The organism is Herminiimonas contaminans, assembly GCF_015645465.1.
Classification (GTDB): domain Bacteria; phylum Pseudomonadota; class Gammaproteobacteria; order Burkholderiales; family Burkholderiaceae_D; genus Oxalicibacterium; species Oxalicibacterium contaminans.
The window spans coordinates 21592-44845 of record NZ_JADOEL010000011.1 but is presented as its reverse complement, the minus strand read 5'-3'; the positions used below and the strand labels follow the sequence as shown (position 1 = coordinate 44845).

The window sequence follows — 23254 nt, the reverse complement described above, 5'->3', positions numbered from 1 at the left end:
GGAGAGCCTGCATGCAATATGCAGGCCTCTGCCCGTCCAACACTAGTTGCTTGCTAATGCGGCCACTTCGGTGAGCCGAGGCGTGTGTCGGCACTTTCCTGTGCACTGGCCATCGCTGCTGCAGCAGAGCGTGTTTCCACACCCAGCTTTTCAAATATGTGTTCGAGATGCTTGCTCACAGTGCGTGGGCTCATCTTGAGGATTTCACCGATGTCGCGATTGGTCTTGCCTTTGGCCAGCCACGACAGTACTTCTGTTTCGCGTGGCGTGAGCGCCGCACTGGCCAGGCGTCCGGTCGGCAATGCGTGACTGCCGCTCAGCTCGATCAGCAACATGATTTCATCCATACCTGCCGCACCCATATTCCGCACCAGCAGGCTGGCTCCGGCCGGTTCGGTGACAGATGCCACGAGCTCCATGCCGCTGCTGCCTTTCCACCACGATTGCGGTACGGTCAATGCATCCGGATTGATACCAAACTGTGTCAGCAACTGACGCGCACATGGCGAGCACCAGGAGATACTGCCTTCGTTGTTCAACATAATGACGCCGAGGCCGGACACATCAATCGCATCCAGCGCGAAGCGCGCCATACGGGCATTGCCCAAATGCGTATGCAGACGTGCCAGCACTTCCGGTGCGCGCACCGGTTTAACCACGTAGTCGACACCACCGGCAGCAAAGCCTTCGAGTACATGCGAGGTATCCGACAAGCCAGTCATGAAAATAATCGGGATATGTTTGGTCGCCAGATCCGCCTTGATGCGTCGACAGGCGTCAAAACCGGAGATACCCGGCATCACCGCATCCATCAGGATCACGTCCGGCGTCACCAGGCTCAGGCGACGCAAGGCGGTATCGCCATCGCAGGCCACCAGCACGGTATAACCGGCGTCTTCCAGTGTTTCGCACAGTACGCCGAGGCTGCTCGGAGCATCGTCGACCAGCAATACCACCGGACGGTCATCAGGATTATCAATCAGGTGATGCGACACGTTCATTCTCCATTAATGCGTTCTCCAATGCGCCCAACTCAAAACGGTCCAGCAATGATCTTACTACGTTGCAGGATGCCACGACTGTCGCGTCTTCTGTCAACGACAGACGATCCAGCGCACGACGCAAACCGGCGACGTGGCCCATGCGTGTGAGTTGTAATAATTGCCCTATCGCAGGTTGCCTGAAGCTCAAGCTTTCCGGTACCGCTTCGGTAACAGGCACGAGCGGCGGTGTGCTGGCATAAATCCATTCCAGTCCCAGCTGTCTTTGCAAGGCCAGCATCAGCTCCGACTCCAGCACCGGTTTGCCGACAAAGTCCTGGCATCCTGCAGCGCGTAATTTTTCCTGATCGTTCTCAAACAAATCAGCCGACACAAAGATAATCGGCACATCGGTTCCGCTGAATGCACGTACATGACGCGCCGTTTCCCAACCGTCCATACCATCCATGCCGATATCCAGCAGGATCACAACCGGCACAAAATCACGTAGCAAATCGAGGCACTCATGGCCGCTGGCAGCTTCGCGCACATTGAAACCCAGCGGTATCAGCATGCCACTCAGCATATGTCTTTGCACCGGCTGGTCATCCACCACCAGCAAGGTACGCGTGGCACCGGTATGGCCGATCACATCGCGTTGCGGCAAGGCTTCGAAAGCATTGATTTCCATCAGTGGCAAACGCACGACGAAGGTACTGCCCTGTCCCTGCGTACTGATCAGGTTGAGGCTGCCATTCATCATCAGGATCAGCTTCTCGGTAATCGCCAGTCCCAGCCCTGCACCCGGCTCGCCACGCAAGCGTCCGGCAGCGCCACGTTCAAACGGCTGGAAGATACGTTGCCTGTCCTGCACTGCAATCCCGATGCCGGTATCGATCACATCGAAGCGCATGGATGCACTGGTGCATTCGACGTGCAGCGTAACGGAACCAGTATCGGTAAAGCGCAACGCATTCGTCAGCAGATTAATCAATATCTGCCGCAAACGTTTGCCATCCGCCAGCACGTAATGCGGCAAGTCGCCGCCATGCGTGTATTGCAAACGCAAGCCCTTGGCTTCTGCCTGTGGCCGCACCATGCTGAGCAAATCATCGAGGAAGGCCGCAAATAAAATCGGTGTCGGTTCCAGCCGCATGCGATCCGCTTCTATGCGTGCCAGATCCAGCAACTCATCCACCAGCCCGAGCAAGTGTTCACCGCTGCGCTGTATGGTCTGGATTGCGGTACGCGGTGCGGCATCCAACTGTTCATTCTTCAGCAGGATTTGCGAATAGCCGAGGATGCTGTTCAATGGCGAGCGCAACTCATGCGAGATACCGGCAACGTAACGCGTCTTCGCCTGGTTTGCCGACTCGGCAGCTTCCTTCGCACTTTGCAAGGCGGCATCGGTGCGTTGGTGCGCGTCTATCTCTTGCGTCAGCAATTCGTTTTGCCGGTTCAAATCATCCTGCGCCAGATGCCGCCCTTCACTGCCAAGCACCACCCACCAGCTGGAAACAGCGACGATGATCAACAACACGGCAGATATCTTGAGGAAGATACTGTCGAGCAGTACACGATCACTCAATGAAGTGAGTGTAGAAATTTCCTGTGCATAGACCAGTCCGAGCGCTGCAGCACCGACTGCGCATAAAGACAACACCACCACCATGTAGTTGCCGACGCGACGGTTGACCAGATGCGACAAGGCGTTCGGCAGCAAGGCGGACAATAGTTGCTGCGCCTGCTCGGCAGTACGCGATTCCTTTTTGCACAAGTCATGGCAACGCGATTCCAGTGTGCAGCAGAGCGAGCAGATAGGCGCGCCATATGCCGGACAATGCGCCATGTCTTCTGATTCAAAGCTGTTATCGCAAACGCCACATTTCACCGCTTGTCCCGGCATACCGACTGCAGTCGGACGCCGCGCCAGATAGTAACGACCACGAGTGAGCCACGCCAGCACAGGCGAAACAATAAAGGCCATGCCCAGCGTAACGAACGGCGAGAAGGCTGCAACCTTGTGCCCCCATACGCCGGAGAAAGCAGCTATCCCTATACTGGCGGACAAGAGCATGGTGCCGAGTCCAACCGGATTGATGTCATATAGATGCGCGCGCTTGAATTCGATCCCTTTCGGACTCCAGCCGAGCGGTTTATTGATGACCAGATCGGCGACCAATGCACCTACCCATGCCACTGCCACATTGCTATACAAACCGAGTACGTTTTCCAGTGCGGCGAAAACACCGAGGTTCATCAGTAGCAAAGCCAGCAGGCAATTGAAGACCAGCCACACCACCCGCCCCGGATGACTATGTGTCAGGCGCGCGAAGAAATTCGACCAGGCCAGCGAACCGGCATAGGCATTCGTCAGGTTGATCTTGACCTGCGACACCACGACAAACAACAAAGTGATTGCCAGTATCCACAGCGGATCACTGAACAGATAAGAAAAACCAAGCAGGTACATGCGTGTTGGTTCCATCGCATTCTCTGCAGGCACGCCACTCTGGAATACCAGGTAAGCGAGGAAGGCACCGCCCAACATTTTCAAACCACCCGGGATGATCCAGCCAGCACCGGCCACGATGATGGCAGTCCACCAGCGCCGTTTGTTTTCAGGTGTACGCTCGGGCAGGAAGCGCAGGAAGTCGACCTGCTCGCCTATCTGCGCCACCAGTGAAAACGCGACCGTCGCCGCCACGCCAAACATGACGGGATCCAGGCTATTGCTTTTGGAAATCGCACCGACGAATTGTGCAAACTCGGTGTAGGCCTCCGGCTTCTTCCAGTAGATCGCGATATACGGCGTGACCAGCAGTATCAGCCATAGCGGCTGCGTCCACATCTGCAAACGCGAAATCAAAGTAATCCCGCGCGCCACCAGCGGCACGATAAACAGCGCGCAAATCACATACCAGATCCACAGCGGCCACGGTATCCACATCTGCAAGGCGACGGCGAGTATCGCCGCCTCCAGTGCAAAGAAGATGATGGTGAAGCTGGCATAAATCAGCGAACTGATGGTTGAACCCATGTAGCCAAATCCGGCACCACGCGTCAGCAAATCCATATCGATGCCGTAACGTGCTGCGTAGTAACTGATAGGCAGGCCAGTCAGGAAAGTAATCAGCATCACCGTCAGGATCGCAGTGACGGCATTGGCGAAGCCGTAGTTCAGTGCAATCGCCCCACCGATTGCTTCCAGCGCGAGGAAGGATGCCGCACCGAATGCGGCATTGCCCAACTGCCACTCCGACCATTTGCGGAAATGGCGCGGCGTATAGCGCAATGCGTAATCTTCAATCGACTCGTTGGCGACCCATCGGTTGTACTCGCGACGTATGCGAAAGATTTTTTGTTGGGCCATCAGCTAGATGAAGAATTGGATAGGCTGCAAATGCTGCGTCGCAATACAAGCCGGTTCTTAATTGTCGTCACGTTCATGCGCGTTATTTGATTTTTATATCGCATACATCGTCAACGATAGTCTCCTGCAAATTCTGCCTGCTTTTTCAAATTACAGGAATTGAAAATATTTCACAAGGTGAGTTTCCATCCCGCAAGCAGCATCAGCAGTTTTGCATGTACGCCGTTTGACGTATTGGGATATACGCACAGTCCATACATTATCTGGTTCGGAATGCTCGGATCGCAGTCTCCAGGTGCGCGCGCGCTGGATAGTCAGCATCGGGGAAATCCGGGTTCCATCCATACAAACATAACTTTGAGAGGTAGACATCATGGCTGAAACCCTGATTAAAGTAGATCTGGATCAATCACCCTACGATAATGAGAATGTCCATAACCGCTGGCATTCGGACATTCCGATGGCGACCTGGGTCAACCCGGGCGACGACTTCATCCTCGAAACATATGACTGGACCGGCGGCTACATCAAGAACAATGATAGTGCCGACGACGTCCGCGACGTTGACCTCACCACCGTCCACTTCCTGACCGGACCGGTCGGCGTACACACTGCAGAACCAGGTGATTTGCTGGTCGTCGAATTGCTCGACATCGGTGCCAAGCAGGAATCGATGTGGGGCTTCAACGGTTTCTTCTCGAAGAAGAACGGCGGCGGCTTCCTGACCGACCACTTCCCTGAAGCGCAAAAATCGATCTGGGACATCAAAGGTATGTTCACCTCATCACGCCACGTACCAGGCGTGAACTACGCAGGCCTTATCCACCCTGGCCTGATCGGCTGCCTGCCAGATCCTAAGCTGCTGGCTGAATGGAACAAGCGTGAAACCGGCCTGATCGCAACCGAACCTGATCGCGTCCCGCCACTGGCCAATGCGCCATTCGCACCGACTGCGCACATGGGCAAAATGAAAGGTGCAGCACGCGACAAGGCAGCAGCCGAAGGCGCACGCACCGTGCCACCACGTGAACACGGCGGTAACTGCGACATCAAGGATTTGTCGCGCGGTTCAAAAATTTTCTTCCCGGTCTATGTCAAAGGCGCAGGCCTGTCGGTCGGCGATTTGCACTTCAGCCAGGGCGATGGTGAAATCACCTTCTGCGGCGCGATTGAAATGGCTGGCTGGGTACACATGAAGGTCACGGTGATCAAAGGCGGCATGGCCACCTATGGCATCAAGAATCCTATCTTCAAACCTAGCCCTATCACACCGCATTACAACGACTACCTGATCTTTGAAGGTATCTCGGTGGATGAACACGGCAAGCAGCATTACCTCGACGTCAACGTCGCTTACCGCCAGGCTTGCCTGAACGCCATTGAGTACCTGAAAAAATTCGGTTACTCCGGTGCACAGGCTTATTCGATTCTGGGTACGGCACCAGTGCAAGGCCACATCAGCGGCGTGGTTGATATTCCTAACTCCTGCGCTACCTTGTGGTTACCAACGCAGATCTTTGACTTTGATATCAACCCGAGTTCTGCCGGCCCTGTGGTGCAGAAATTCAAAAGCATGGGTATGCCTCTGTCGCGCGATCTCAAGTAATAGGAGAAAGTCATGCCAACCTACGATTACGTCTGCAAGGACTGCGGTTTCTTCGAAGCGGTGCGCACTATCGCTGCGCGCAACGATCCTATCGATTGCCCGCACTGCGCGGCCAAGGCTGACCGTACCTGGTCGTCCGCGCCGAGCCTGGCGCTGATGCCGGAAACCCGTCGACATGCGATGAGCACCAACGAAAGAGCATCGCATGAACCGATGAGTTCCAAGAACTACGCATCCAAAGCGCATCCTTCCGGATGCAGTTGCTGCTCTTCATCTGGCAAGAAGAGTAAATCCACCATCGTCGCGCCGAATGGCAACAAGGCTTTCGCCGGTAAGCGACCATGGATGATCAGCCACTGAGGTCAGATCTGGCATGAACGGGACGCCGGCGAATCCGTAAGGTTCGCCGGCACCAACCCGCCGCTCCGCATACGGCTATCGATATGGAGCGTATATGAGTTTCCTATTATCTTTTTGCACGTCAAATAATTAAAATCGCTGCCTCGTTCAGCAAGGAGATGTCATGCTATTAGGTCTTTCACTACTCTACGTAGGCGCAGTCCTGTGCCTCAACGGCCTGTGGCTACTCGGTCGCATAGGCGACAAGGAAATCTGGGTCATCAATGTATTTTCCGGCGGCGTCACGCTGCTGATTTCGCTGCAAATGGCGTTCGGTGCCAATGCCGATGCCGGATCTATCAAGGGCGCGGCACTCACCCTGCTGTTTTCTTTCACCTACCTCTGGGTCGCCTTCAATCGCTTTAACGGTGCTGATGGACGCGGCCTCGGCTGGTTCAGCCTGTTCGTAGCCATCACGGCGATTCCGGTCGCAATCGAAACCCTGCAAACCGCAACCACGACCTGGGGCACCTGGTTCGGCCTGAGTTGGGCGGCATGGGCGGTATTGTGGTTTATGTTCTTCCTGCTGCTGGTGGCAGAAAAGCAAATCGCCAAAATCACTGGTGTGGTTGCCTTGCTGTGCGGCATCTTCACCGGCTGGCTGCCTGGCTTCCTGCTGCTTAACGGCGTACTGAAGTAAGACTGCACTGCTTGCGTGTGCCATGCACGCGAGCAGTTTTTCCATCCCGCCCAAGCTGTCTGATCTGCACCTCCCTTCACCCCCGCACAAAAATAATTAAACCAAATGGTTTACTTTTAATTTTGCCGTGCTATATTCAACCACATGGTTGAATTAAATTCCTCAAAACTCGATGCCGTCTTCAATGCGCTGAGCGATCCGACACGACGCCAGATGCTGCGCCTGCTGGCCGACGGTGAACGCACGATAGGCGAGCTGGCTGCGCCTTTCGAAATGTCGTTCGCTGGCGCGTCCAAGCATGTCAAGGCACTGGAACATGCGGGACTGGTCAGTCGTACCGTACAAGGTCGCTCGCATATCTGCACATTGGAAGCTGCACCACTAGCCGCCGCCGAAGACTGGCTGCGCTTTTATCAAGGATTCTGGACCGAGCGCCTGGATGCGCTGGAACAGGAATTACTGGCGAAAAAAAGGAGAAAGTAATGGACGAATATGGCGTAGCAACAGACAACACAACCGTACACATGAACAAGCTATTACCGGCCAGTGTCGATGTCGTATGGGAATACCTTACGCAATCAGACAAACGTGCGACCTGGCTGGCTTCCGGCGACATGGGCTTGCACGTAGGCGGCCCGGCCGACCTCTGTTTCAACTTCAAGAACCTGACCAGCGAAACCACGCCGGAACGTTTCCTGCCTTATGAATCGAATCACCGGCAGCACGGTCATGTCACCGCCTGTGAACCGCCCTACCTGCTTAGCTTCACATGGAATGAACGCGATGGCCGCTCGTCAGAAGTACGCTTTGAACTCAAGGCGCAAGGCGATAAAACCCTGCTCACGCTAACCCATAGTCGCCTGCCGAATCGCAAAGAGATGGTCAGTGTTTCCAGCGGCTGGCATATCCATCTGGGCATATTGGAGGACCGCCTGAATCAGCAGCAACCGCGCCAGTTCTGGGCCACGCATGCGCGGCTGGAAGCGGAATATGAAAAACGAATTCCCGCTACCTTCTGAGTGATAAAAAAGACTCTGGTATCGCTTACTTGACCGCGACCCCGGCCTCGACCAGGAGGCCGACCACACCAGTCCAAAAGATTTCGACACCGATACACAGCAGGATGAAGGCCGACAAACGCAGCATGACCATGGTGCCGAGTCGGCCCAACATCTTCACCATCTTGTTGGCTGAGTTATAGCAAAGCCAGATCACGAATGCCGTCATCGCGGCACCCACCGCAGCACTACCGAGTGAAATCACCTGATCCAGCAGACGCGCCGGTGTACTCGCACCCAACGTAATCGATGCTGCAATCGCACCCGGCCCGACCGTCAGCGGGAAACTAATCGGATAAAAGCTGCGCACCTTGAATTCTTCATCCGACCACGCCTCCATCGGATTGGTCGCAACCTGCGTACGTATCGCATCCTGCCCGTTATCGTTGAGCAGCTTCCATGCGGTGAACGCAACCAGCAAACCGCCGCTGATACGCACGATAGGAATCGAGATACCAAAGAACATCAGCACATGCGAGCCGATGAACATGGCACCGAGCAGGAGGAAGAAGCAGTTGATAGCGACCTGGCGTGCCAGTTTCTTTTCTACATCGCGACTGACATTGCCCAGCAGGCTGGCGAACACCGGCGCATTACCGAAGGGATTGATGATGGGCAGCATGGTGATGGGCACCAGGATCGCCGCCTTGAAGAAAAGAATCAGCATGTAGGGATTCCCATTCTGAAATCAGACGAATTCGTCTATGTTATATCCGGCTGCGACCCATGCATCTATGCCGCCTGTCAACGGCCGTACCCGCCGATAACCACGTGCCATCAGTTTCTTCGCAACACGTGCAGCAGAAGCCTCATTCGGACAGGCACAGTAGACAATGACTTCCGAGTCCAGCTCAGTATTCACGACCAGCGCGCTGATGTCATCATCTGATAGCACCATCGCACCAGGGATTTTCCCGCTTTGCTGCGCCAGGCCGGAACGCACATCGATGATGGTCGGTGGCTTGCCATTCTTCAACAATTGGTCCAGCTCATCGACCGTAATGCGCGCCATGCGCAAATCCTTCAGGAAACTATGCCGTTGCCACCATTTTTTTGCAAGATAGACAGCAAATGCCAGTGCCACCAGCAGGATGCCCCATTTGCCGAGGCTCGCCAGGATATCCAGTAAGTCTGCGACCGCAGAACTGAATAAGGAACCAAGGAAGATGGCCGAGCCCGACCACAGTGCAGCACCCAGGCCATCATAAATAATGAACTTGGCCGGACGTGTGCCGATCGCGCCTGCCAGCGCACTGGCGACCGAGGCAAAGCCGGGTATGAATTTGGCCACCAATAAGGACGCCGGACCATAGCGCACATACATGGCTTCGGTTTGCCGCACGCACGAATCCGGCGACAGTGAAATTTTGCACAGACGCGCCATCACGCGTCCGCCGTAACGACGCCCGGCCATATACCAGGCGAAGTCAGCGATCAGTGCCGCGACCACTGCCACTACCAACAGCGTAACAGCCGAATACTCACCACGCCCGAGCAAGGCGCCGGTAATCACCAGCGTTGGATAAGCCGGTATTGGTGCACCCAGTTGTTCCAGCAAGACGTTGCCAAAAACAAAGAGCAGTCCATATTGTTCTATCAGATTCAGCAGGAAGCTCATGTTGTTGCAGTACAATTGATCGTTCAGTTTATGGTCTGCCTAGCATAGCAGGCAGAGGTCGTTTCCATGCAAGTTTCGCATCGGCCTGTCGACAGCTGTTAGTCGCACCGGCCACTACCATTAGCGTTTACCCTGATCAGGAGTTTCTTATGTCACAGCCATGGAATACCGAAAGCAAGGATGAGGAAAAGCAAAGCGGCAAACTGAGTAGTGTAGAAGAACTGCGTAAGGTCAAGCATCCGGATCACAGCTTGCTATCGGATGAAGTCAAGAATGAAGAGAAACTGAAGGGGCTGGTGGATGAAGACCATCCCTTCCCCTCCAAAGGCAACTGAGCCACCAACCCGGTAAACGCGTGTAACGAGCGGCTATTTTCTTATTGCTGCCCAGTCTGATCAGGCACAGGCTGCACGCCGTTTCCCATCACTTCGCCGAGGCGGACTGCAGCGGCTGGCTGCCACTTGTCCGTAAAGGTCAGCGTATCCTTGGGGAACAGCATCACGACGGTAGAGCCGAGCAGGAAGCGCCCCATTTCCTCGCCTTTTTTCAGCTGTAAATACTGTTTGTCGTAATGCCACTCACGCACCGCATCCAGGCGCGGCGGATTGACGACACCATGCCATACGGTTTGCATGCTGCCGACGATAGTCGCACCGACCAGGGTCAGCACAAACGGGCCGGACTGCCCTTCAAACAAGCACACCACGCGTTCGTTACGGGCAAACAAACCCGGCACGCCACGCGCTGTAGTCGGGTTCACCGAAAACAAAGTACCCGGCACATAAATCATGCGCAGCAAGCGACCATCGCACGGCATATGGATACGGTGATAATCGCGCGGGCTCAGGTAGAGCGTGGCGAAGCTGCCATTCTCGAACTGCGCAGCGAGTTCGGCATTGCCGCCGACCAGCGCAGTGGTTGAGTAACTATGGCCTTTGGCCTGGAAGATCTGGTCTTGCTCGATCTTGCCGAACTGGCTGATCGCACCATCGACCGGACAAATGAAATCGGCATCGGCCAATGGACGCGCACCGGAACGCAAGGCGCGTGTAAAGAATTCGTTAAAGCTGGCGTAGCTGGCGATATTCGGATTCGCCGCTTCGGTCATGTTCACATTGTATTTGCCGACGAACCAGCGTATCAGCGCAGTCGTCAGGCGTCCCGCTTTGGCGCCCGCGACCAGCCCGGCAAAGGCAGTCAGGGCCTTTTTTGGCAGTAGGTATTGCGGTAGTACAGGCAAGCGATTGGACACGATAAATAGTGTGATTAGGTATAAACGGGAAAAAAGCGTGATTGTAGCGGTTGTTCCGCCTTATTCTTCTGAGGTGGTTTTCCTGACAGTAATCCGGTCGATATAGAACTCGCCATCACGGCAGCAACGGTGTGGCACACCTGCCAGCTCGAATCCAGGCGGGCCATCTTCCAGCCAGACCTGCACCAGGGTATCGAATTCTTCAGGTTCCAGTCGCAGCATCTGGGCCGACACGACAAACTGCGCGCCCTCCTTCTGCTTGCTGACGATATCGTCGATTGTAGCCATCGCCATCCCCATTACGAAACAAAAACTGCCGCCATCATAGCTTTTGTTGCGCTGCAATTCCATTTATTAAGCTTTTTTTCTTTTACTTTTGGACTATGGCCAAGGTCAGCGACTTTGCTGCTTTTTGGCCGCGCGCGAGGAAAATACGACCTGACAAGGATCTGACTTGGGATTCGCACCATCCCAGATCGAAGTCGCGACTATGCTTACACCACTTGTAAGAATAGCCGCACCTATACGCGCAATCGCACCCAGCGCACCGGATTCATCCAGCTTCAGCTCCGGCTTGCCGAGTGCACCGACTATCTTTACTTCATCGGAGAAATTGGAGATACCCAGACTAAAGCCTGAGCGCACCCTGACCTTGCCACGCAAATCCACGGTCTGGTTTTGCAAATTCACCTGTCCGCTGGTCAGCAACTGGCTGGCATCGCTGCGGGCACCGACTATGCCCACTCCTTTAGCCACGCCTGCTACAAACGGCAGACGGCCACTGGCACAAGCCATATCTATGCGCTTGGAATCCTTGGAGGAAAACAATCCGGTCAACCAGAACTCAGCCTGTCCAGCCGCAGGAGAAAGTATCTGCGCACTGCCTATGCGTATCTCGACCGGGCCGTTCAAGCCTGCGGCCAGATCCTTCATCGAACTACCATGCGTCGTGACCTTCGCATCAACTTTCATGGCACCGCCATTGACGACCAATTCCTTGCCGCTGGCTTTTAGCATCGCACCCAGCGAGGTATCGTTGAGTTGCAGATTCAGTTTGACTGCCTGCTTCTTGCCTTCCAACACGATATCGCCATGCACGCTACCGCCCAGCAATTTGCCGGAGAACTCGGGCAAGGTCAGCGTATCGTCATGCAAGCGCAAATCTGCCTGGGCGCCTTCGACCTCAACGCCGGAACGCAACTTCAGATTGTCTATCGCGGCCGCCACCCTGGCATCGATATTATTTGCCTGGGCCAACAAGGGCCAGGCCAGAGGCTTATCACGAAACAACTCTCCTTCTTTTTTCTCCGCTAATGGCGGCTGCCCTATATCGAGAAAGGTTTGCTTCATATCGATATGATCAGCATGCAGGCTGGCGTTCAGCTTGGTTCTGCCATTCTGTTTACTCCACTGCCCTGCGCCGCTCAAATTCAGCTTGCCCAACTGCAGTTTCAAGTCTTTAAAGACATGCTGCTGTTCGCTGGCCTGCAGCTTGACACTTGCTTGCAGCGGTACCGGAGAGGTGCGATCTATCTGCAGGTAACCATACAACTCCTTGAGCGACTCGGCTTCCACTGCCAGCGCAACATCGTATGCCTGTAACGCACTATCGAGCGGCAACTGCCCTGTCACCGTCGCTTGCGCCTGTCCGGACTGCACAGTCAGTACACCCTTGCTGACAGCGCCTGGTGTTCCCATACCGGATAAATCATCGAGCTGACCATTGAACTGCACCGTGTACTGTGCGCGTACCAGACGTCCATTGAAAACCAGATTGCGCAGGCCGCTGCTACCTTTCGCACGCAAGGTATCGAGTTGCCAGCTTTTACTTTCCTGATGAGCTGAGCGGAAATTGATCTTGCTGACATCGGCACGCAAGGCCAGCAGATCGAATTGGGAGGTGCGCAATTTTCGTGTGACAGGCAAGTCCCAGCTGCGACGGCCGTCTGCTGCGACTTCGAGATTGAGGGTCAGGCCATTGATGAGTAAACCTTCGACCACCACATCGCCGCGCAATAAAGGAGCGAGTGCCAGGCGCGCCCGTATGTCTTCGGCCTGCAGTGCATATTTGTCTTGCGCCCAATCCGGATTCGAGATGCGGACATCACTGGCACGCAAACGCGGGTATGGCAGCAAGTCGAGCGACAAGCCGCCTATGGTCAGATCCCGATTCCAGTTTTGTTTGAGACTGCTGCGCGCCAATTCAGTGAGATGCGTACTATCGGTCAGTCTTTGCAGCGCATAGCCGCCGGCCGCCGCCAGCACAAGCAGCAGTACTACAACCGACAGTAATACCTTATGCCACCTGCGCATGCTCTCCATCCTTGTCTGGAACCAACATTGGGCTGCGGACTGGCTTGATAGCCTGTGGACGAGGATATAACAGATGTCAGCACACGTCACCCCGTTATACGAACGGGATGAGCATGCAAAATTTACACGCTCGGCAGCGGTGCAGGCAGGACGCCATTCAAAAGGTAATCGACCAGTTCGCGCACAGGCCGGATCTCGCTACCGAAAGGCAAACGTTCCGAGCCACGGAAAAACAAGCCGCGCTTGACGTCGCCCTTCAACGCAAAACCGAGCTGGGTATCAATACAGAATTGCCCGGCTTTCGCAATGCCGTCGCGCAAACCGCACTGATGCAGGCAATCAAAACCGACCGTACATTCCTTGGGACCAGCCTTGCCTTGCAGCTTCGCTTCCTTGTCGAGATAGTTCGTCAGCCATTGCGTCTTCACCGCGCGCGCGGGCAAACCGGCACAACTCATAAAGGTGACGATGTCTTCAGGCTGCGCCTGCGTCAGCACTTTCTTGAAATTGATATGCGCATCACCTTCCGTACTCACCGCAAACGGTGTGCCGAGTTGTACCGCGCTGGCACCCAGTGCAAACAACTCTCGCACCTGTTCCGGGTTGTGTATGCCACCAGCAGTAATCAACGGAATGTTTTCATTCTCCAGGCCGAGCTGCTTGAATAGCTGCAGCGTTTCTTCCAGTACCACCGAGAATGCGAAGTGCGGATCGTTCACACTATCCAGTCCGGCAGCACCGAGGTGACCAGCGGCGTATTGCGGATTCTCGATCACGATAGCGTCCGGCAAACGTTTGCGGCGCATCCATTTTTTCAGGATCAGGGAGATACCACGTGCATCGGACAAAATTGGTATCAAGGCGACATCGGGGAACTCAGCTGTCAGCTCCGGCAAATCCATAGGCAGACCTGCACCCACCACGATCGCATCAGCGCCACTCTCGCAAGACTGCCGTACATAGGCGGCATACTCGGCAACCGCGCGCATCACATTCACGGCGATCACGCCATTGCCTGCTGCGATCTCTTTCGCCGCACGTATCTCACGATCCAGTGCTATCAGGTTGGCTTCATTGATTAATGCCTTGTCGCGGGTCTTATCAGTGCGCGCCATCAGGTCGGGATGATGACGACGCAGGTCAACACTGGAAATGGTGCCGATAGCACCCAGCCTGGCGACGCTACCAGCCAGCTTATGTGCAGAAATACCAACGCCCATGCCGCCCTGCACGATAGGCAGCAGCAATTTATTCTTCAGTTTCAATTTGGGAAAGTCGGTATCCAGCACAATCATCCTTCGCTTTTCATAGTGATGGCTGACTGTAGCAAAGCGAAATGAGAATGGATTGATGTGGATCAAAAATGCGCGAGTCTGCAGGACTTGAAGCAGCCGCGGGTCGCCACCATCATGATTCCTGTCAGAACGCTGTTGCGCCCTGCTGTTACGCCCGTTACCATGCATAACAACTATTCAACAGGGAGCTAGTCCATGCCTGATCATCGTTCCGAAAAACACTTCAATGGCCGCATAGGTTGGTTACGTGCGGCAGTGCTCGGCGCGAACGACGGCATTATCTCTACCTCCTGCCTGTTATTGGGGGTCGCTTCCGCCAATCTGGCGCGCAATGAAATGCTGTTGACCGGCATCGCCGCACTGGTCGCAGGTGCCATGTCTATGGCTGCGGGTGAATATGTATCCGTCAGCTCACAAGCCGATACCGAGCAGGCAGAGCTGGATCGCGAACAACAGGAACTATTGGACAAACCGGATGCCGAACACCGTGAACTCGCATCGATTTATGTCGCGCGTGGCCTGACCCCTGATCTGGCCAAACAGGTAGCACAGCAACTCATGGCGCACGATGCGCTCAGTGCACATGCGCGTGACGAACTGGGTATACATGAAGCATCTGCTGCACGTCCGGTACAGGCAGCGATTACTTCAGCGCTTACCTTCTCGCTGGGTTCAGCACTGCCGCTACTGACGGCCTTGCTGGTGCCCGGTACGATCCTGATACCGGCACTCGGCCTGACCTCCCTGCTATTCCTGGTCGGCCTTGGTACGCTGGCGGCCAAAGTCGGTGGTGCGCCATTACTTCCTGCTGCCTTGCGGGTCGGCTTCTGGGGTGCACTGGCGATGATAGTGACATCTGTTATCGGCGACTTTTTCGGCACGATAGTTTAAAAACGTTATAGAGATTACCTGGAAAGCAGACACAGTTTTTTCCCTGAACAAGTTGCGAGGTCGTAACCATGAAATTCAAGGATTACTACGAAACGCTGGGCGTAAAACGCGACGCGACGCAAGATGAGATCAAAAATGCGTATCGCAAGCTCGCACGCAAATTCCACCCCGATGTCAGCAAGGAAGCGGATGCGGAAGCGCGCTTCAAGGAAATGGGTGAAGCCTACAAAGTCCTGAAAGATCCGGAGAAACGCGCATCCTACGATCAGCTCGGTGCCAACTGGCAAAACGGCCAGGACTTCCAGCCACCACCAAATGGCGATGCCGGTTTTGAATTCAGCGGTCGCGGTGGCCATCCCGGCTTCGGCGACAGCAGCGACTTTGGTGACTATTTCGAGCAAATGTTCGGCCAGCAAACCGGCTGGGGTCGCAGCCACAGACGTGCTATGCATGCGCAAGGCGAAGACCACCACGCCAAGGTCCAGATCGACCTCGAAGACGCCTATCGTGGCGCCGAGCGCAGCATCTCGCTGCGCCTGCCGGTAGTCGATGAAAACGGTCACGTCACCACGCGCGAACGCACACTCAGCGTCACCATCCCGAAAGGCATACGTGCCGGACAAACCTTGCGCCTCGCTGGCCAGGGCGGCGCCGGTATAGGCGAAGGCAAAGCGGGCGACCTCTACCTCGAAATCGCCTTCCGTCCGCATCCACGCTACCGTGTTGACGGCCGCGATGTGTATCTCGACCTGCCCCTCGCACCGTGGGAAGCCGCGCTCGGTGCCAGCGTCAAGGTACCGACGCCGGAAGGCTCGGTAGAATTGACGATCCCGGCCAACTCGAGTTCGGGGCGCAAATTGCGTCTCAAAGGCAAAGGCATCCCGGGCAAGGAAGCTGGGGACTTGTATGTCGTACTGAACATTGCCTTGCCGCCAGCCGACAGCGAAGCAGCGAAAGAAGCTTATCGCACGCTGCAGCAAGCCTTTGACTTCAATCCACGCGCATCGCTGTAAGGAGGCTGCATCATGAACCAGACCACAAGTATTTACTGCGAAAGCCAGCTGCTTGATGATGATGTGACGCTGACCCTGATCGAACTGTCGCATGCCTGCAATGCACCGCAAGAACTGATCACCGCCTGGGTGGTGGAAGGCGTACTGGAACCAGCCGGACAGCAACCACAGGAATGGCGTTTCAGCGGTGCGGCCGTACGCCGTGCGCGGGTCGCGCAGCACCTGGCGCAAGACCTCGAGGTCAATACGCCGGGTGTCGCACTGGCGCTGGACTTGCTCGAACGTATAGACGCGCTGGAAGCGCAGCTCAAGTGCAGAAGCCGCTGACAGCCAGCAAAACCCCGCCCTATTTCCCTCACTTACTTTCCCTGCTTGACTTGCATCCGATATTGTAACTATTATAGTTACATGAAAAAGAACAGCAAATTATCCGCTTCCCTGCATGCGCTCATGCACATGGCACACCAGGCCGACCCCATGACTTCCGAGGCATTGGGACTGTGCCTGCAAACCAATCCGGTCGTGGTCAGGCGCACCATGGCTGGCCTGCGAGAAAACGGACTGGTGCAATCCGGACGCGGACACGGCGGTGGCTGGACACTGGCGCGCCCCATCACCGAGATCACCTTGCGCGATGTGTATATCGCATTAAATGAACCCGTCCCGCTGCAACTGGAAGCAGATGCGCCGGTGTGCCAGCTCGAACGTGCGGTCAGCAATGCATTGAATGATGCCTACGCAGAAGCAGAAGCGCAGTTCGCAAACAGCCTGGCCAATATCACGCTGGCGGATTTATTCAAGGGCATCAAATTGCCACCGCATTACGCCGCACATGGAAAGGAGCACAAATGAATACCTACGACGCCATCATCATAGGCGGCAGCTTTGCCGGACTCTCTGCCGCCATGCAACTGGCACGCGCACGTCGCCCTATCCTCATCATCGATGGCGGCCAGCCGCGCAATCGCTTTGCCGCACATTCACATGGTGTGTTTACACATGATGGCGCACCGGGCAATGAATTGCTGGAGCAGGCACGCGCACAACTCGCTGCTTATCCGACGGTGTCTTTCGTCAGTGACTACGCGACACAGGCGGAAGACCGCGGCGACCACTTCAGCATACGTACCGAAAGCGGTAAAACCTACGCAGGCAAACGCTTGCTGCTGGCGACTGGTCTCAGTGATCGCCTGCCGGATCTGGCAGGTCTGGCGGAACGCTGGGGCAAGACCGTATTGCATTGCCCTTACTGTCATGGCTATGAAATCAATCAGGGCAAGATAGGCGTGCTGGCCAGCGTACCGATGTCGGTACACCAGGCCTCCATCGTCGCCGACTGGGGTGATGTCACGCTCTTTACCAATGGCAAAATCGAGCTGGATGATGAAGCACTGAACCTGCTGCGAAAACGCAAGGTGCAGATAGAGACCACACCTGTCATCAGCATAGAAGGTGCATCCCCGGCGCTGGATGGACTACGCCTGGCCGATGGTCGGAAAATTCAGTTGGATGCACTCTTCGTGGCGGTGCAGGCAGAGCAAAGCAGCCCGCTCACAGCGCAGCTCGGCTGCGACTTCGATGAAACACCTATGGGTTTAATCGTGCGCACCAGTAACGTGAAACTCACCAGCGTGACAGGTGTGTACGCCGCCGGCGATGCGGCACGTGTGCCGCACAACATCACGCTGGCGATGGCAGATGGTGTGATGGCGGCGATGGGCGTACATCAGTCGCTGATCGCAGCGGAAGTCGCGCATGCATAAGACTGAACAGACAAGCAGCTAATCCGCCTCACGCAACAGACGCATGCCCACCAGCGTGTAACGCGTATCCTGCGAATTCCAGTTGCGATACGACGAGCGCGCATAGAACGACCAGGTATGCCAGGAACCGCCACGCCGCACGCGTACCGTGCCGTTGGCGGGTCCTTGCGGGTCATCGACCGGTGAATAGCTGTAGTAACGATCATCATGCCAGTCAGCAGTCCACTCCCAGGCATTGCCGTGTATGTCGTACAGGCCGAAAGCATTCGGTGCGAAGCTGCCAACCGGTGCGGTGAAGGCAAAACCATCCGGCCCATCCAGCGCAAACTTCTTCCATTGCTGCCAGTTCCTCGCCGCATCGACATCGAATACATTCGCGGCACTCAGCAATGATTGCGGATCATCACCGCTGTAATAACGGGTACGGGTACCAGCGCGTCCGGCGTATTCCCATTCGGCTTCAGTCGGCAAACGATAGGTGCGCCCTTCCGTCTTGCTCAGCCATTTGCACATTGCCACCGCATCATTCCACGTCACATTCACGACTGGATGCCGTTCATCTTGCGGGAAACCGGGATTGCGCCACGAGTACTTTTGATTGCGTCCTTCAAAGGCATCGCCGCGACTTGATTTGGCCGGATCGTAATCCGGGTTATAGCCATAGCCGCCGGTGCCATCAGCTTCTGATTCGGGTTGATAGCCGGAAGCCTCGACAAAACGACGGAACTCGCCGACCGTCACTTCGTACTGGCCTAAATAAAAAGGATGGGTAATGCGCACCTTGTGCGCCGGACCTTCGTCGCTCAACTCGACGAAACGTTTGTGATCGTATTGCGGATACTGTTGCGCCAGCACTTCCGCTGATTCATCGCTGCCCATGACAAATTCACCTGACGGAATCAGCACGAATTTCATGCCCAATGAATTCTGGATATTGCTGTCCAGCGACCACGCGCAGGAAGCTGCAAGGCTCAGCCCAAGAAAAAGTATCGTCCGCATAAACACTTAAAAAATAAGAAAAAATGCACAGCCCCGATACTTCTTGAATGGGGATAGTTCACGCATGCTGACATGAAAAAATCAGCAGCGCAATATCAGCCACACGCCATGTGCAGTCACTCATCTCTGGCATAATCACAGGGATGATTTCACAGACAAAAGCAGCACCCCACCTGAAAGCCAGCAGCACATGCTGAGCATGGCCAGCGCGGCCCTGATGCTGCCAGCCATCCTGCTGACTGGTGCACTGATCGGTGCGTGCGGTATCGGCGGCGTGCTGCTGGTTCCTATCCTGACACATCTGGGTGGCATACCGCTGCCACAAGCAATCGCCGCTGCGTCCCTTAGTTTTGCCCTGCCCGCCCTCGCCGCTGTGCGTCCGATGCGACGCCAGCCCGAGTTGCTGCAACGCTGCCTGCCGCTGCTGGGTGGTGCTTTGCTGGGTGCTGCCGGTGGCGCGCTGACCGTGCACTGGCTATCTGCAGGTAGTCTGATGTTGGGTGTGATGCTGCTGGTTTTATTTGCCGGCTGGCGCGGTTTGCGTCCGCTCGATGTGGCGGCGACTCCGGCTGCTTTCCTCAGCACGCACAGCCTGTTTATGCTGGGTGCTGTAATCGGCTTTGGTTCGGCCCTGACTGGTACCGGTGGCCCGGTGCTGATCCTGCCGCTATTGATGTTGATGCGTCAGCCGCTGCCTTTCGCCGTCGTCGCAGCGCAGGCCATACAGTTTCCGATTGCAATCGCGAGTAGCACCGTGCATGCGCTGGAAGGACGACTCGATATCAAACTTGCGCTGATCTGTGGCGTGCTGATGCTGCTCGGTTCCTTCGCCGGACAACGTGCGGCGGCTGCCCTGAATGTGGCGCAACTGCAGCGCATGGTAGCGCTGCTCTTGCTGGCAGTTGGCTTGTGGTTTGGCTGGCTCTTGCTGCGCGGGTCTTAACGTATCACCGTTTAGCGCGCCATCTTTTGTTCCAGCATCGCCTTCACATCATTCCACTCTGTATCGATGATGCTAAAGCGTACCGAATTGCGCTTGCGGCCATCCGGCATGATGCGTTCATGCCTGACTATGCCTTCCTGCTTCGCACCTATGCGCAAAATCGCGGCGCGTGATTTCTCATTCAATTCATCGGTGGTGAATTGCACGCGTATCGCCTGCATGGTTTCAAACGCATGCGTCAGCAACAAATACTTGGCTTCAGTATTGATGCCGGAACGCTGGATAGAACTGCCGAGCCAGGTATGACCGATTTCCATCTTGCGGTTCGCCAGGTCGACCTTCCAGAAACGGGTGCTGCCGACGATCTGTCCGGTATCGCGACGGATGATGACGTAAGGCATGACGGTGCCTTGCTCACGTCCTTCCAGTGCGATGCCTATGTACTTATCCACGCTATCCGGTCCCGGGATCACGGTTACTTTTAGATTCCATAAGTCGCCATCGGCTGCAGCCTGTACCAACTGTGCGGCATCTTCTTTTTGCAAAGGACGGAGTTCTACGGTCGGGCCTGTCAGCACAGGCTGGATGAGCTGTTGTTTCATTGATGGTCTGCGCGCGTGTCGTTACGTTGCCGGACTCTCATCATAAAACGAGCAGCAAAACGGATGCAAAAATATTGCTAAGTGGAATCCACAAACTGGATGCGGCAACAGCATCGATAGCATTCCGGCAAGCCTCAGCAAATAAATCCGCACCTTTTCAAACAAAGCTTTTATACTGTACATACATACAGTATATTGACACATGTAAATCAACTGAAGCTTTATCGCCAAGCAATACTTTGGAGGTCGTATGGCTGCCGCCCTGCACTTATCCCGATCCTTAGCCCCTCCTGTCGCCGCCCCCGAAATTCCGCCATCGTTGCCGGATGCCGTCTGGCGTGCCGACCAAATGGGTTCTTACCGTTCGACGCCGGTGCCATCCGGCTACCAGGCACTGGACCGTGAATTGCCGAACGGCGGTTGGCCACCCTCCGTATTGATTGAATTACTCATGGCGCAACCCGGCATAGGCGAGCTGCGCTTGCTCGCACCGACTCTCGCACGTCTCACGCAAACCGATAAAACCGTGATCCTGCTGGGGCCACCGCACATCCCTTATCCGGCTGCGCTGGAAGAGTTAGGCATACGCTTAAAGAAACTGATCCTGATCGAAACCGACAAGCCCGCCGATCGTATCTGGGCGATAGAACAAACCTTGAAAAGCGCCAGCTTCGGTGCGCTGCTGTGCTGGCTGCCGCAAGCACGCACCGATCATCTGCGTCGCCTGCAACTGGCAGCCGCTGGTGGTGAAGGCCTGAGCTTTGTCTTTCGTCCACTCAATACACAAGACACTTCGTCACCCGCACCGCTGCGTATCGTCTGCCAACCTGCAAAAGCAGGCCGCATGTCAGTCGAACTCATCAAACGACGTGGGCCAGTCCACGCCGCACCATTAATCCTGCCGCTCGCCATACCTGAAATCCTGCGGCAGCCACTCACGAATCGCATGTCAGGCACAACCATTTCCGATATTCCTACCTATGCTGTGGATCGCCCTACACTTGCCGCAACTGCCGCTCGACGCCGCGCTCCGTTGCCGGCTTAGGCATATCTCCTGCGAGCCGGATCCATATGACCATGTCCCCATCGTCATATGCGAACGGAACGTCGTAGGCTGGTGCAATCAACTGGCGGATGACGCAGGCATATGTGCGGGCAACTCGGAAGCCAGTGCACGCGCGCTGGCCGCTGACTTGCAGGCGTTGCCGCGCGATCCGGCGCAGGAAAGCAAGGCACTGGAAGAAGCCGCGCTGTGGAGTCTGCACTTCACACCACATGTCGTATTACGTCCTGATGGTTTGTTGCTCGAAGTCGGTGCCAGCCTGCGCCTGTTTGGCGGTCATCAACGCATCGCCACGCAATTACTCAGCGGTTTGCTGGAACTCGGCCTGCACGCACGCCTGGCCAGTGCCGCGACTGCAGGCGGGGCCTGGTTACGCGCGCAAACAGCAGGCATCACACAAGTGTTTGCCCATGATGGCGATATCAGCGCAGCGCTCGATTCCTTGCCACTGCATGTGCTGGACCATGCGCAAGCGCATCTGGATACGCTGGCTGGCATAGGCTGTCGCCGTCTCGGTGACTTGCGTCAATTGCCGCGCGCCGGTGTCGCGCGTCGCTTCGGCCAGGCGCTGCTGAGTGAACTGGATCGGGCTTACGGCACCGAAGCAGAAGCACACCAGTGGTTTGAAGCGCCCGCCATTTTCGACGTCAAACTGGAATTACCAGCGCGTGTCGAGCATACCGAAGCCCTGCTGTTTGCCGCACGCCGCCTGCTGCTGCAACTGACAGGCTGGCTCAGTGCACGCCATGCCGCCGTCACTGGCATCACACTTTATCTGCATCATGAATCCACACGACAGCGCGATCATCGCAGCACCGCGGTCAACATCCAGCTCGGCATGCCGAGTCGCGACATCGATCACCTGGCGCTGCTGTTGCGTGAACGCATGGGGCAGCTGGACTTGATTGCACCTGTTATCGAGATCAGCCTGAAGGCAGATCAGATCACCGCACAGGCGGCGCCGAATACCGAATTATTCCCGACCCCGAGCTCGGATGCAGAAAATACCGGACGTCTGGTCGAGCGTCTGCAAAGCCGACTTGGCAACGAGGCCGTGCGCCAGCTCTCGGTCTTTGCCGATCACAGGCCGGAGAAAAGCGTGATGAGCAGCGTACTCAGCTATCAACAGGCGGCACGCCGTAATACACGCGATGCAGTAGCCGATACACATCCGCATTGCGTACGACCGACCTGGCTCTTGCCACAGCCACTGGCCTTGCACACGCATCAACACAAACCTTTTTACCAAAGCCCGCTGACCTTGCTGACCGGCCCCGAGCGCATAGAGTCCGGTTGGTGGGATGACGCGTTGGCCACACGCGATTACTTCATTGCGCAAAACGAACAACATGTATTGCTCTGGATTTTCCGCTTGCGCACTACCAGCAGCACCCATGGCTCGGGCTGGTTCCTGCATGGCTTATTCGCCTGACATGCGACACAGAA

24 protein-coding genes are annotated in these 23254 nt (G+C 55.9%); 14 read left to right on the top strand and 10 right to left on the bottom strand.

The window, feature by feature from the left end:
- Nucleotides 1-53: 53 nt before the first annotated feature.
- Both IXC47_RS13350 and IXC47_RS13345 read right to left on the bottom strand, forming a co-directional pair.
- Complete coding sequence (locus IXC47_RS13350) at nucleotides 54-1001, bottom strand: response regulator (protein WP_175625848.1); 948 nt, start codon at nucleotides 999-1001, stop codon at nucleotides 54-56.
- The gene (locus IXC47_RS13345) at nucleotides 976-4353 is read right to left on the bottom strand and encodes a hybrid sensor histidine kinase/response regulator (protein WP_195875929.1); all 3378 of its coding nucleotides are present in this window, start codon (nucleotides 4351-4353) and stop codon (nucleotides 976-978) included. The genes IXC47_RS13350 and IXC47_RS13345 overlap by 26 nt, the downstream gene beginning before the upstream one ends.
- A gap of 373 nt (nucleotides 4354-4726) precedes the next feature.
- Here IXC47_RS13345 and fmdA point away from each other — a divergent pair, with 373 nt between their 5' ends.
- From fmdA to IXC47_RS13320, 5 genes are all read left to right on the top strand, one after another.
- Nucleotides 4727-5959, top strand: coding sequence for a formamidase (fmdA, locus tag IXC47_RS13340; RefSeq protein WP_124572390.1), 1233 nt, complete (start codon nucleotides 4727-4729; stop codon nucleotides 5957-5959).
- Nucleotides 5960-5971: 12 nt separating this feature from the next.
- The gene (locus IXC47_RS13335; RefSeq protein ID WP_175625846.1) at nucleotides 5972-6319 is read left to right on the top strand and encodes a zinc ribbon domain-containing protein; all 348 of its coding nucleotides are present in this window, start codon (nucleotides 5972-5974) and stop codon (nucleotides 6317-6319) included.
- A gap of 163 nt (nucleotides 6320-6482) precedes the next feature.
- On the top strand, nucleotides 6483-6998 hold the full coding sequence (locus IXC47_RS13330; RefSeq protein WP_175625845.1) for an AmiS/UreI family transporter: 516 nt from the start codon (nucleotides 6483-6485) through the stop codon (nucleotides 6996-6998).
- 144 nt (nucleotides 6999-7142) lie between these two features.
- A complete protein-coding gene (locus IXC47_RS13325) occupies nucleotides 7143-7481 on the top strand; it encodes an ArsR/SmtB family transcription factor (protein ID WP_175625844.1) in 339 nt (112 codons plus the stop codon).
- Nucleotides 7481-8017 (top strand): SRPBCC family protein, encoded by a 537-nt coding sequence (locus tag IXC47_RS13320; protein WP_195875928.1) that lies wholly within the window; start codon nucleotides 7481-7483, stop codon nucleotides 8015-8017. The genes IXC47_RS13325 and IXC47_RS13320 overlap by 1 nt, the downstream gene beginning before the upstream one ends.
- A 25-nt stretch (nucleotides 8018-8042) precedes the next feature.
- Here the strand turns inward: IXC47_RS13320 and IXC47_RS13315 are convergent, their stop codons facing one another.
- Entirely contained in the window at nucleotides 8043-8723 is a 681-nt protein-coding gene (locus tag IXC47_RS13315) for a MarC family protein (protein ID WP_175625842.1), read from the bottom strand.
- Between the two features lie 21 nt (nucleotides 8724-8744).
- Nucleotides 8745-9674, bottom strand: a complete 930-nt coding sequence (locus tag IXC47_RS13310; protein WP_175625841.1) for a DedA family protein/thiosulfate sulfurtransferase GlpE — start codon at nucleotides 9672-9674, stop codon at nucleotides 8745-8747.
- A gap of 149 nt (nucleotides 9675-9823) precedes the next feature.
- Between IXC47_RS13310 and IXC47_RS13305 the strand changes: the two genes are divergently transcribed.
- On the top strand, nucleotides 9824-10009 hold the full coding sequence (locus tag IXC47_RS13305) for a hypothetical protein (RefSeq protein WP_124572397.1): 186 nt from the start codon (nucleotides 9824-9826) through the stop codon (nucleotides 10007-10009).
- Nucleotides 10010-10050: 41 nt separating this feature from the next.
- On the opposite strand, the gene asd is transcribed toward IXC47_RS13305, so the two are convergent.
- The 4 genes from asd to IXC47_RS13285 all read right to left on the bottom strand — a co-directional run bounded on the left by asd (nucleotide 10051) and on the right by IXC47_RS13285 (nucleotide 14534).
- Nucleotides 10051-10926, bottom strand: coding sequence for an archaetidylserine decarboxylase (gene asd / locus IXC47_RS13300; RefSeq protein ID WP_195875927.1), 876 nt, complete (start codon nucleotides 10924-10926; stop codon nucleotides 10051-10053).
- 60 nt (nucleotides 10927-10986) lie between these two features.
- Nucleotides 10987-11214 (bottom strand): hypothetical protein, encoded by a 228-nt coding sequence (locus tag IXC47_RS13295; RefSeq protein WP_175625839.1) that lies wholly within the window; start codon nucleotides 11212-11214, stop codon nucleotides 10987-10989.
- Between the two features lie 105 nt (nucleotides 11215-11319).
- The gene (locus IXC47_RS13290; RefSeq protein ID WP_195875926.1) at nucleotides 11320-13239 is read right to left on the bottom strand and encodes an AsmA family protein; all 1920 of its coding nucleotides are present in this window, start codon (nucleotides 13237-13239) and stop codon (nucleotides 11320-11322) included.
- Nucleotides 13240-13361: 122 nt separating this feature from the next.
- Entirely contained in the window at nucleotides 13362-14534 is a 1173-nt protein-coding gene (locus tag IXC47_RS13285) for an NAD(P)H-dependent flavin oxidoreductase (RefSeq protein WP_195875925.1), read from the bottom strand.
- A 195-nt stretch (nucleotides 14535-14729) separates the two neighbouring features.
- On the opposite strand from IXC47_RS13285, the gene IXC47_RS13280 reads away from it, so the two are divergent.
- The 5 genes from IXC47_RS13280 to IXC47_RS13260 all read left to right on the top strand — a co-directional run bounded on the left by IXC47_RS13280 (nucleotide 14730) and on the right by IXC47_RS13260 (nucleotide 18201).
- Nucleotides 14730-15425 carry a VIT1/CCC1 transporter family protein gene (locus tag IXC47_RS13280; RefSeq protein WP_175625836.1) on the top strand — a complete coding sequence of 232 codons (696 nt, stop codon included), beginning with the start codon at nucleotides 14730-14732 and terminating at the stop codon, nucleotides 15423-15425.
- Between the two features lie 68 nt (nucleotides 15426-15493).
- Nucleotides 15494-16438: a DnaJ C-terminal domain-containing protein gene (locus IXC47_RS13275; protein ID WP_175625835.1), complete on the top strand. Its 945-nt coding sequence runs from the start codon at nucleotides 15494-15496 to the stop codon at nucleotides 16436-16438.
- Nucleotides 16439-16450: 12 nt separating this feature from the next.
- Nucleotides 16451-16765: a chaperone modulator CbpM gene (locus IXC47_RS13270; protein ID WP_195875924.1), complete on the top strand. Its 315-nt coding sequence runs from the start codon at nucleotides 16451-16453 to the stop codon at nucleotides 16763-16765.
- 81 nt (nucleotides 16766-16846) lie between these two features.
- A complete protein-coding gene (locus tag IXC47_RS13265) occupies nucleotides 16847-17290 on the top strand; it encodes an Rrf2 family transcriptional regulator (RefSeq protein WP_175625833.1) in 444 nt (147 codons plus the stop codon).
- Nucleotides 17287-18201 (top strand): NAD(P)/FAD-dependent oxidoreductase, encoded by a 915-nt coding sequence (locus IXC47_RS13260; protein ID WP_195875923.1) that lies wholly within the window; start codon nucleotides 17287-17289, stop codon nucleotides 18199-18201. Before IXC47_RS13265 ends, IXC47_RS13260 begins: the two co-directional genes overlap by 4 nt.
- Before the next feature lie 18 nt (nucleotides 18202-18219).
- On the opposite strand, the gene IXC47_RS13255 is transcribed toward IXC47_RS13260, so the two are convergent.
- A complete protein-coding gene (locus tag IXC47_RS13255) occupies nucleotides 18220-19200 on the bottom strand; it encodes a formylglycine-generating enzyme family protein (protein WP_175625831.1) in 981 nt (326 codons plus the stop codon).
- A gap of 190 nt (nucleotides 19201-19390) precedes the next feature.
- Here IXC47_RS13255 and IXC47_RS13250 point away from each other — a divergent pair, with 190 nt between their 5' ends.
- Entirely contained in the window at nucleotides 19391-20143 is a 753-nt protein-coding gene (locus IXC47_RS13250) for a sulfite exporter TauE/SafE family protein (RefSeq protein WP_195875922.1), read from the top strand.
- 11 nt (nucleotides 20144-20154) lie between these two features.
- Here IXC47_RS13250 and IXC47_RS13245 read toward each other — a convergent pair whose 3' ends face one another.
- On the bottom strand, nucleotides 20155-20745 hold the full coding sequence (locus tag IXC47_RS13245) for a GNAT family N-acetyltransferase (protein WP_175625829.1): 591 nt from the start codon (nucleotides 20743-20745) through the stop codon (nucleotides 20155-20157).
- Nucleotides 20746-20995: 250 nt separating this feature from the next.
- Here IXC47_RS13245 and imuA point away from each other — a divergent pair, with 250 nt between their 5' ends.
- Entirely contained in the window at nucleotides 20996-21790 is a 795-nt protein-coding gene (gene imuA, locus IXC47_RS13240; protein WP_175625828.1) for a translesion DNA synthesis-associated protein ImuA, read from the top strand.
- Nucleotides 21726-23240 (top strand): Y-family DNA polymerase, encoded by a 1515-nt coding sequence (locus tag IXC47_RS13235; protein WP_195875921.1) that lies wholly within the window; start codon nucleotides 21726-21728, stop codon nucleotides 23238-23240. The genes imuA and IXC47_RS13235 overlap by 65 nt, the downstream gene beginning before the upstream one ends.
- The last annotated feature ends 14 nt before the right edge of the window (nucleotides 23241-23254 follow it).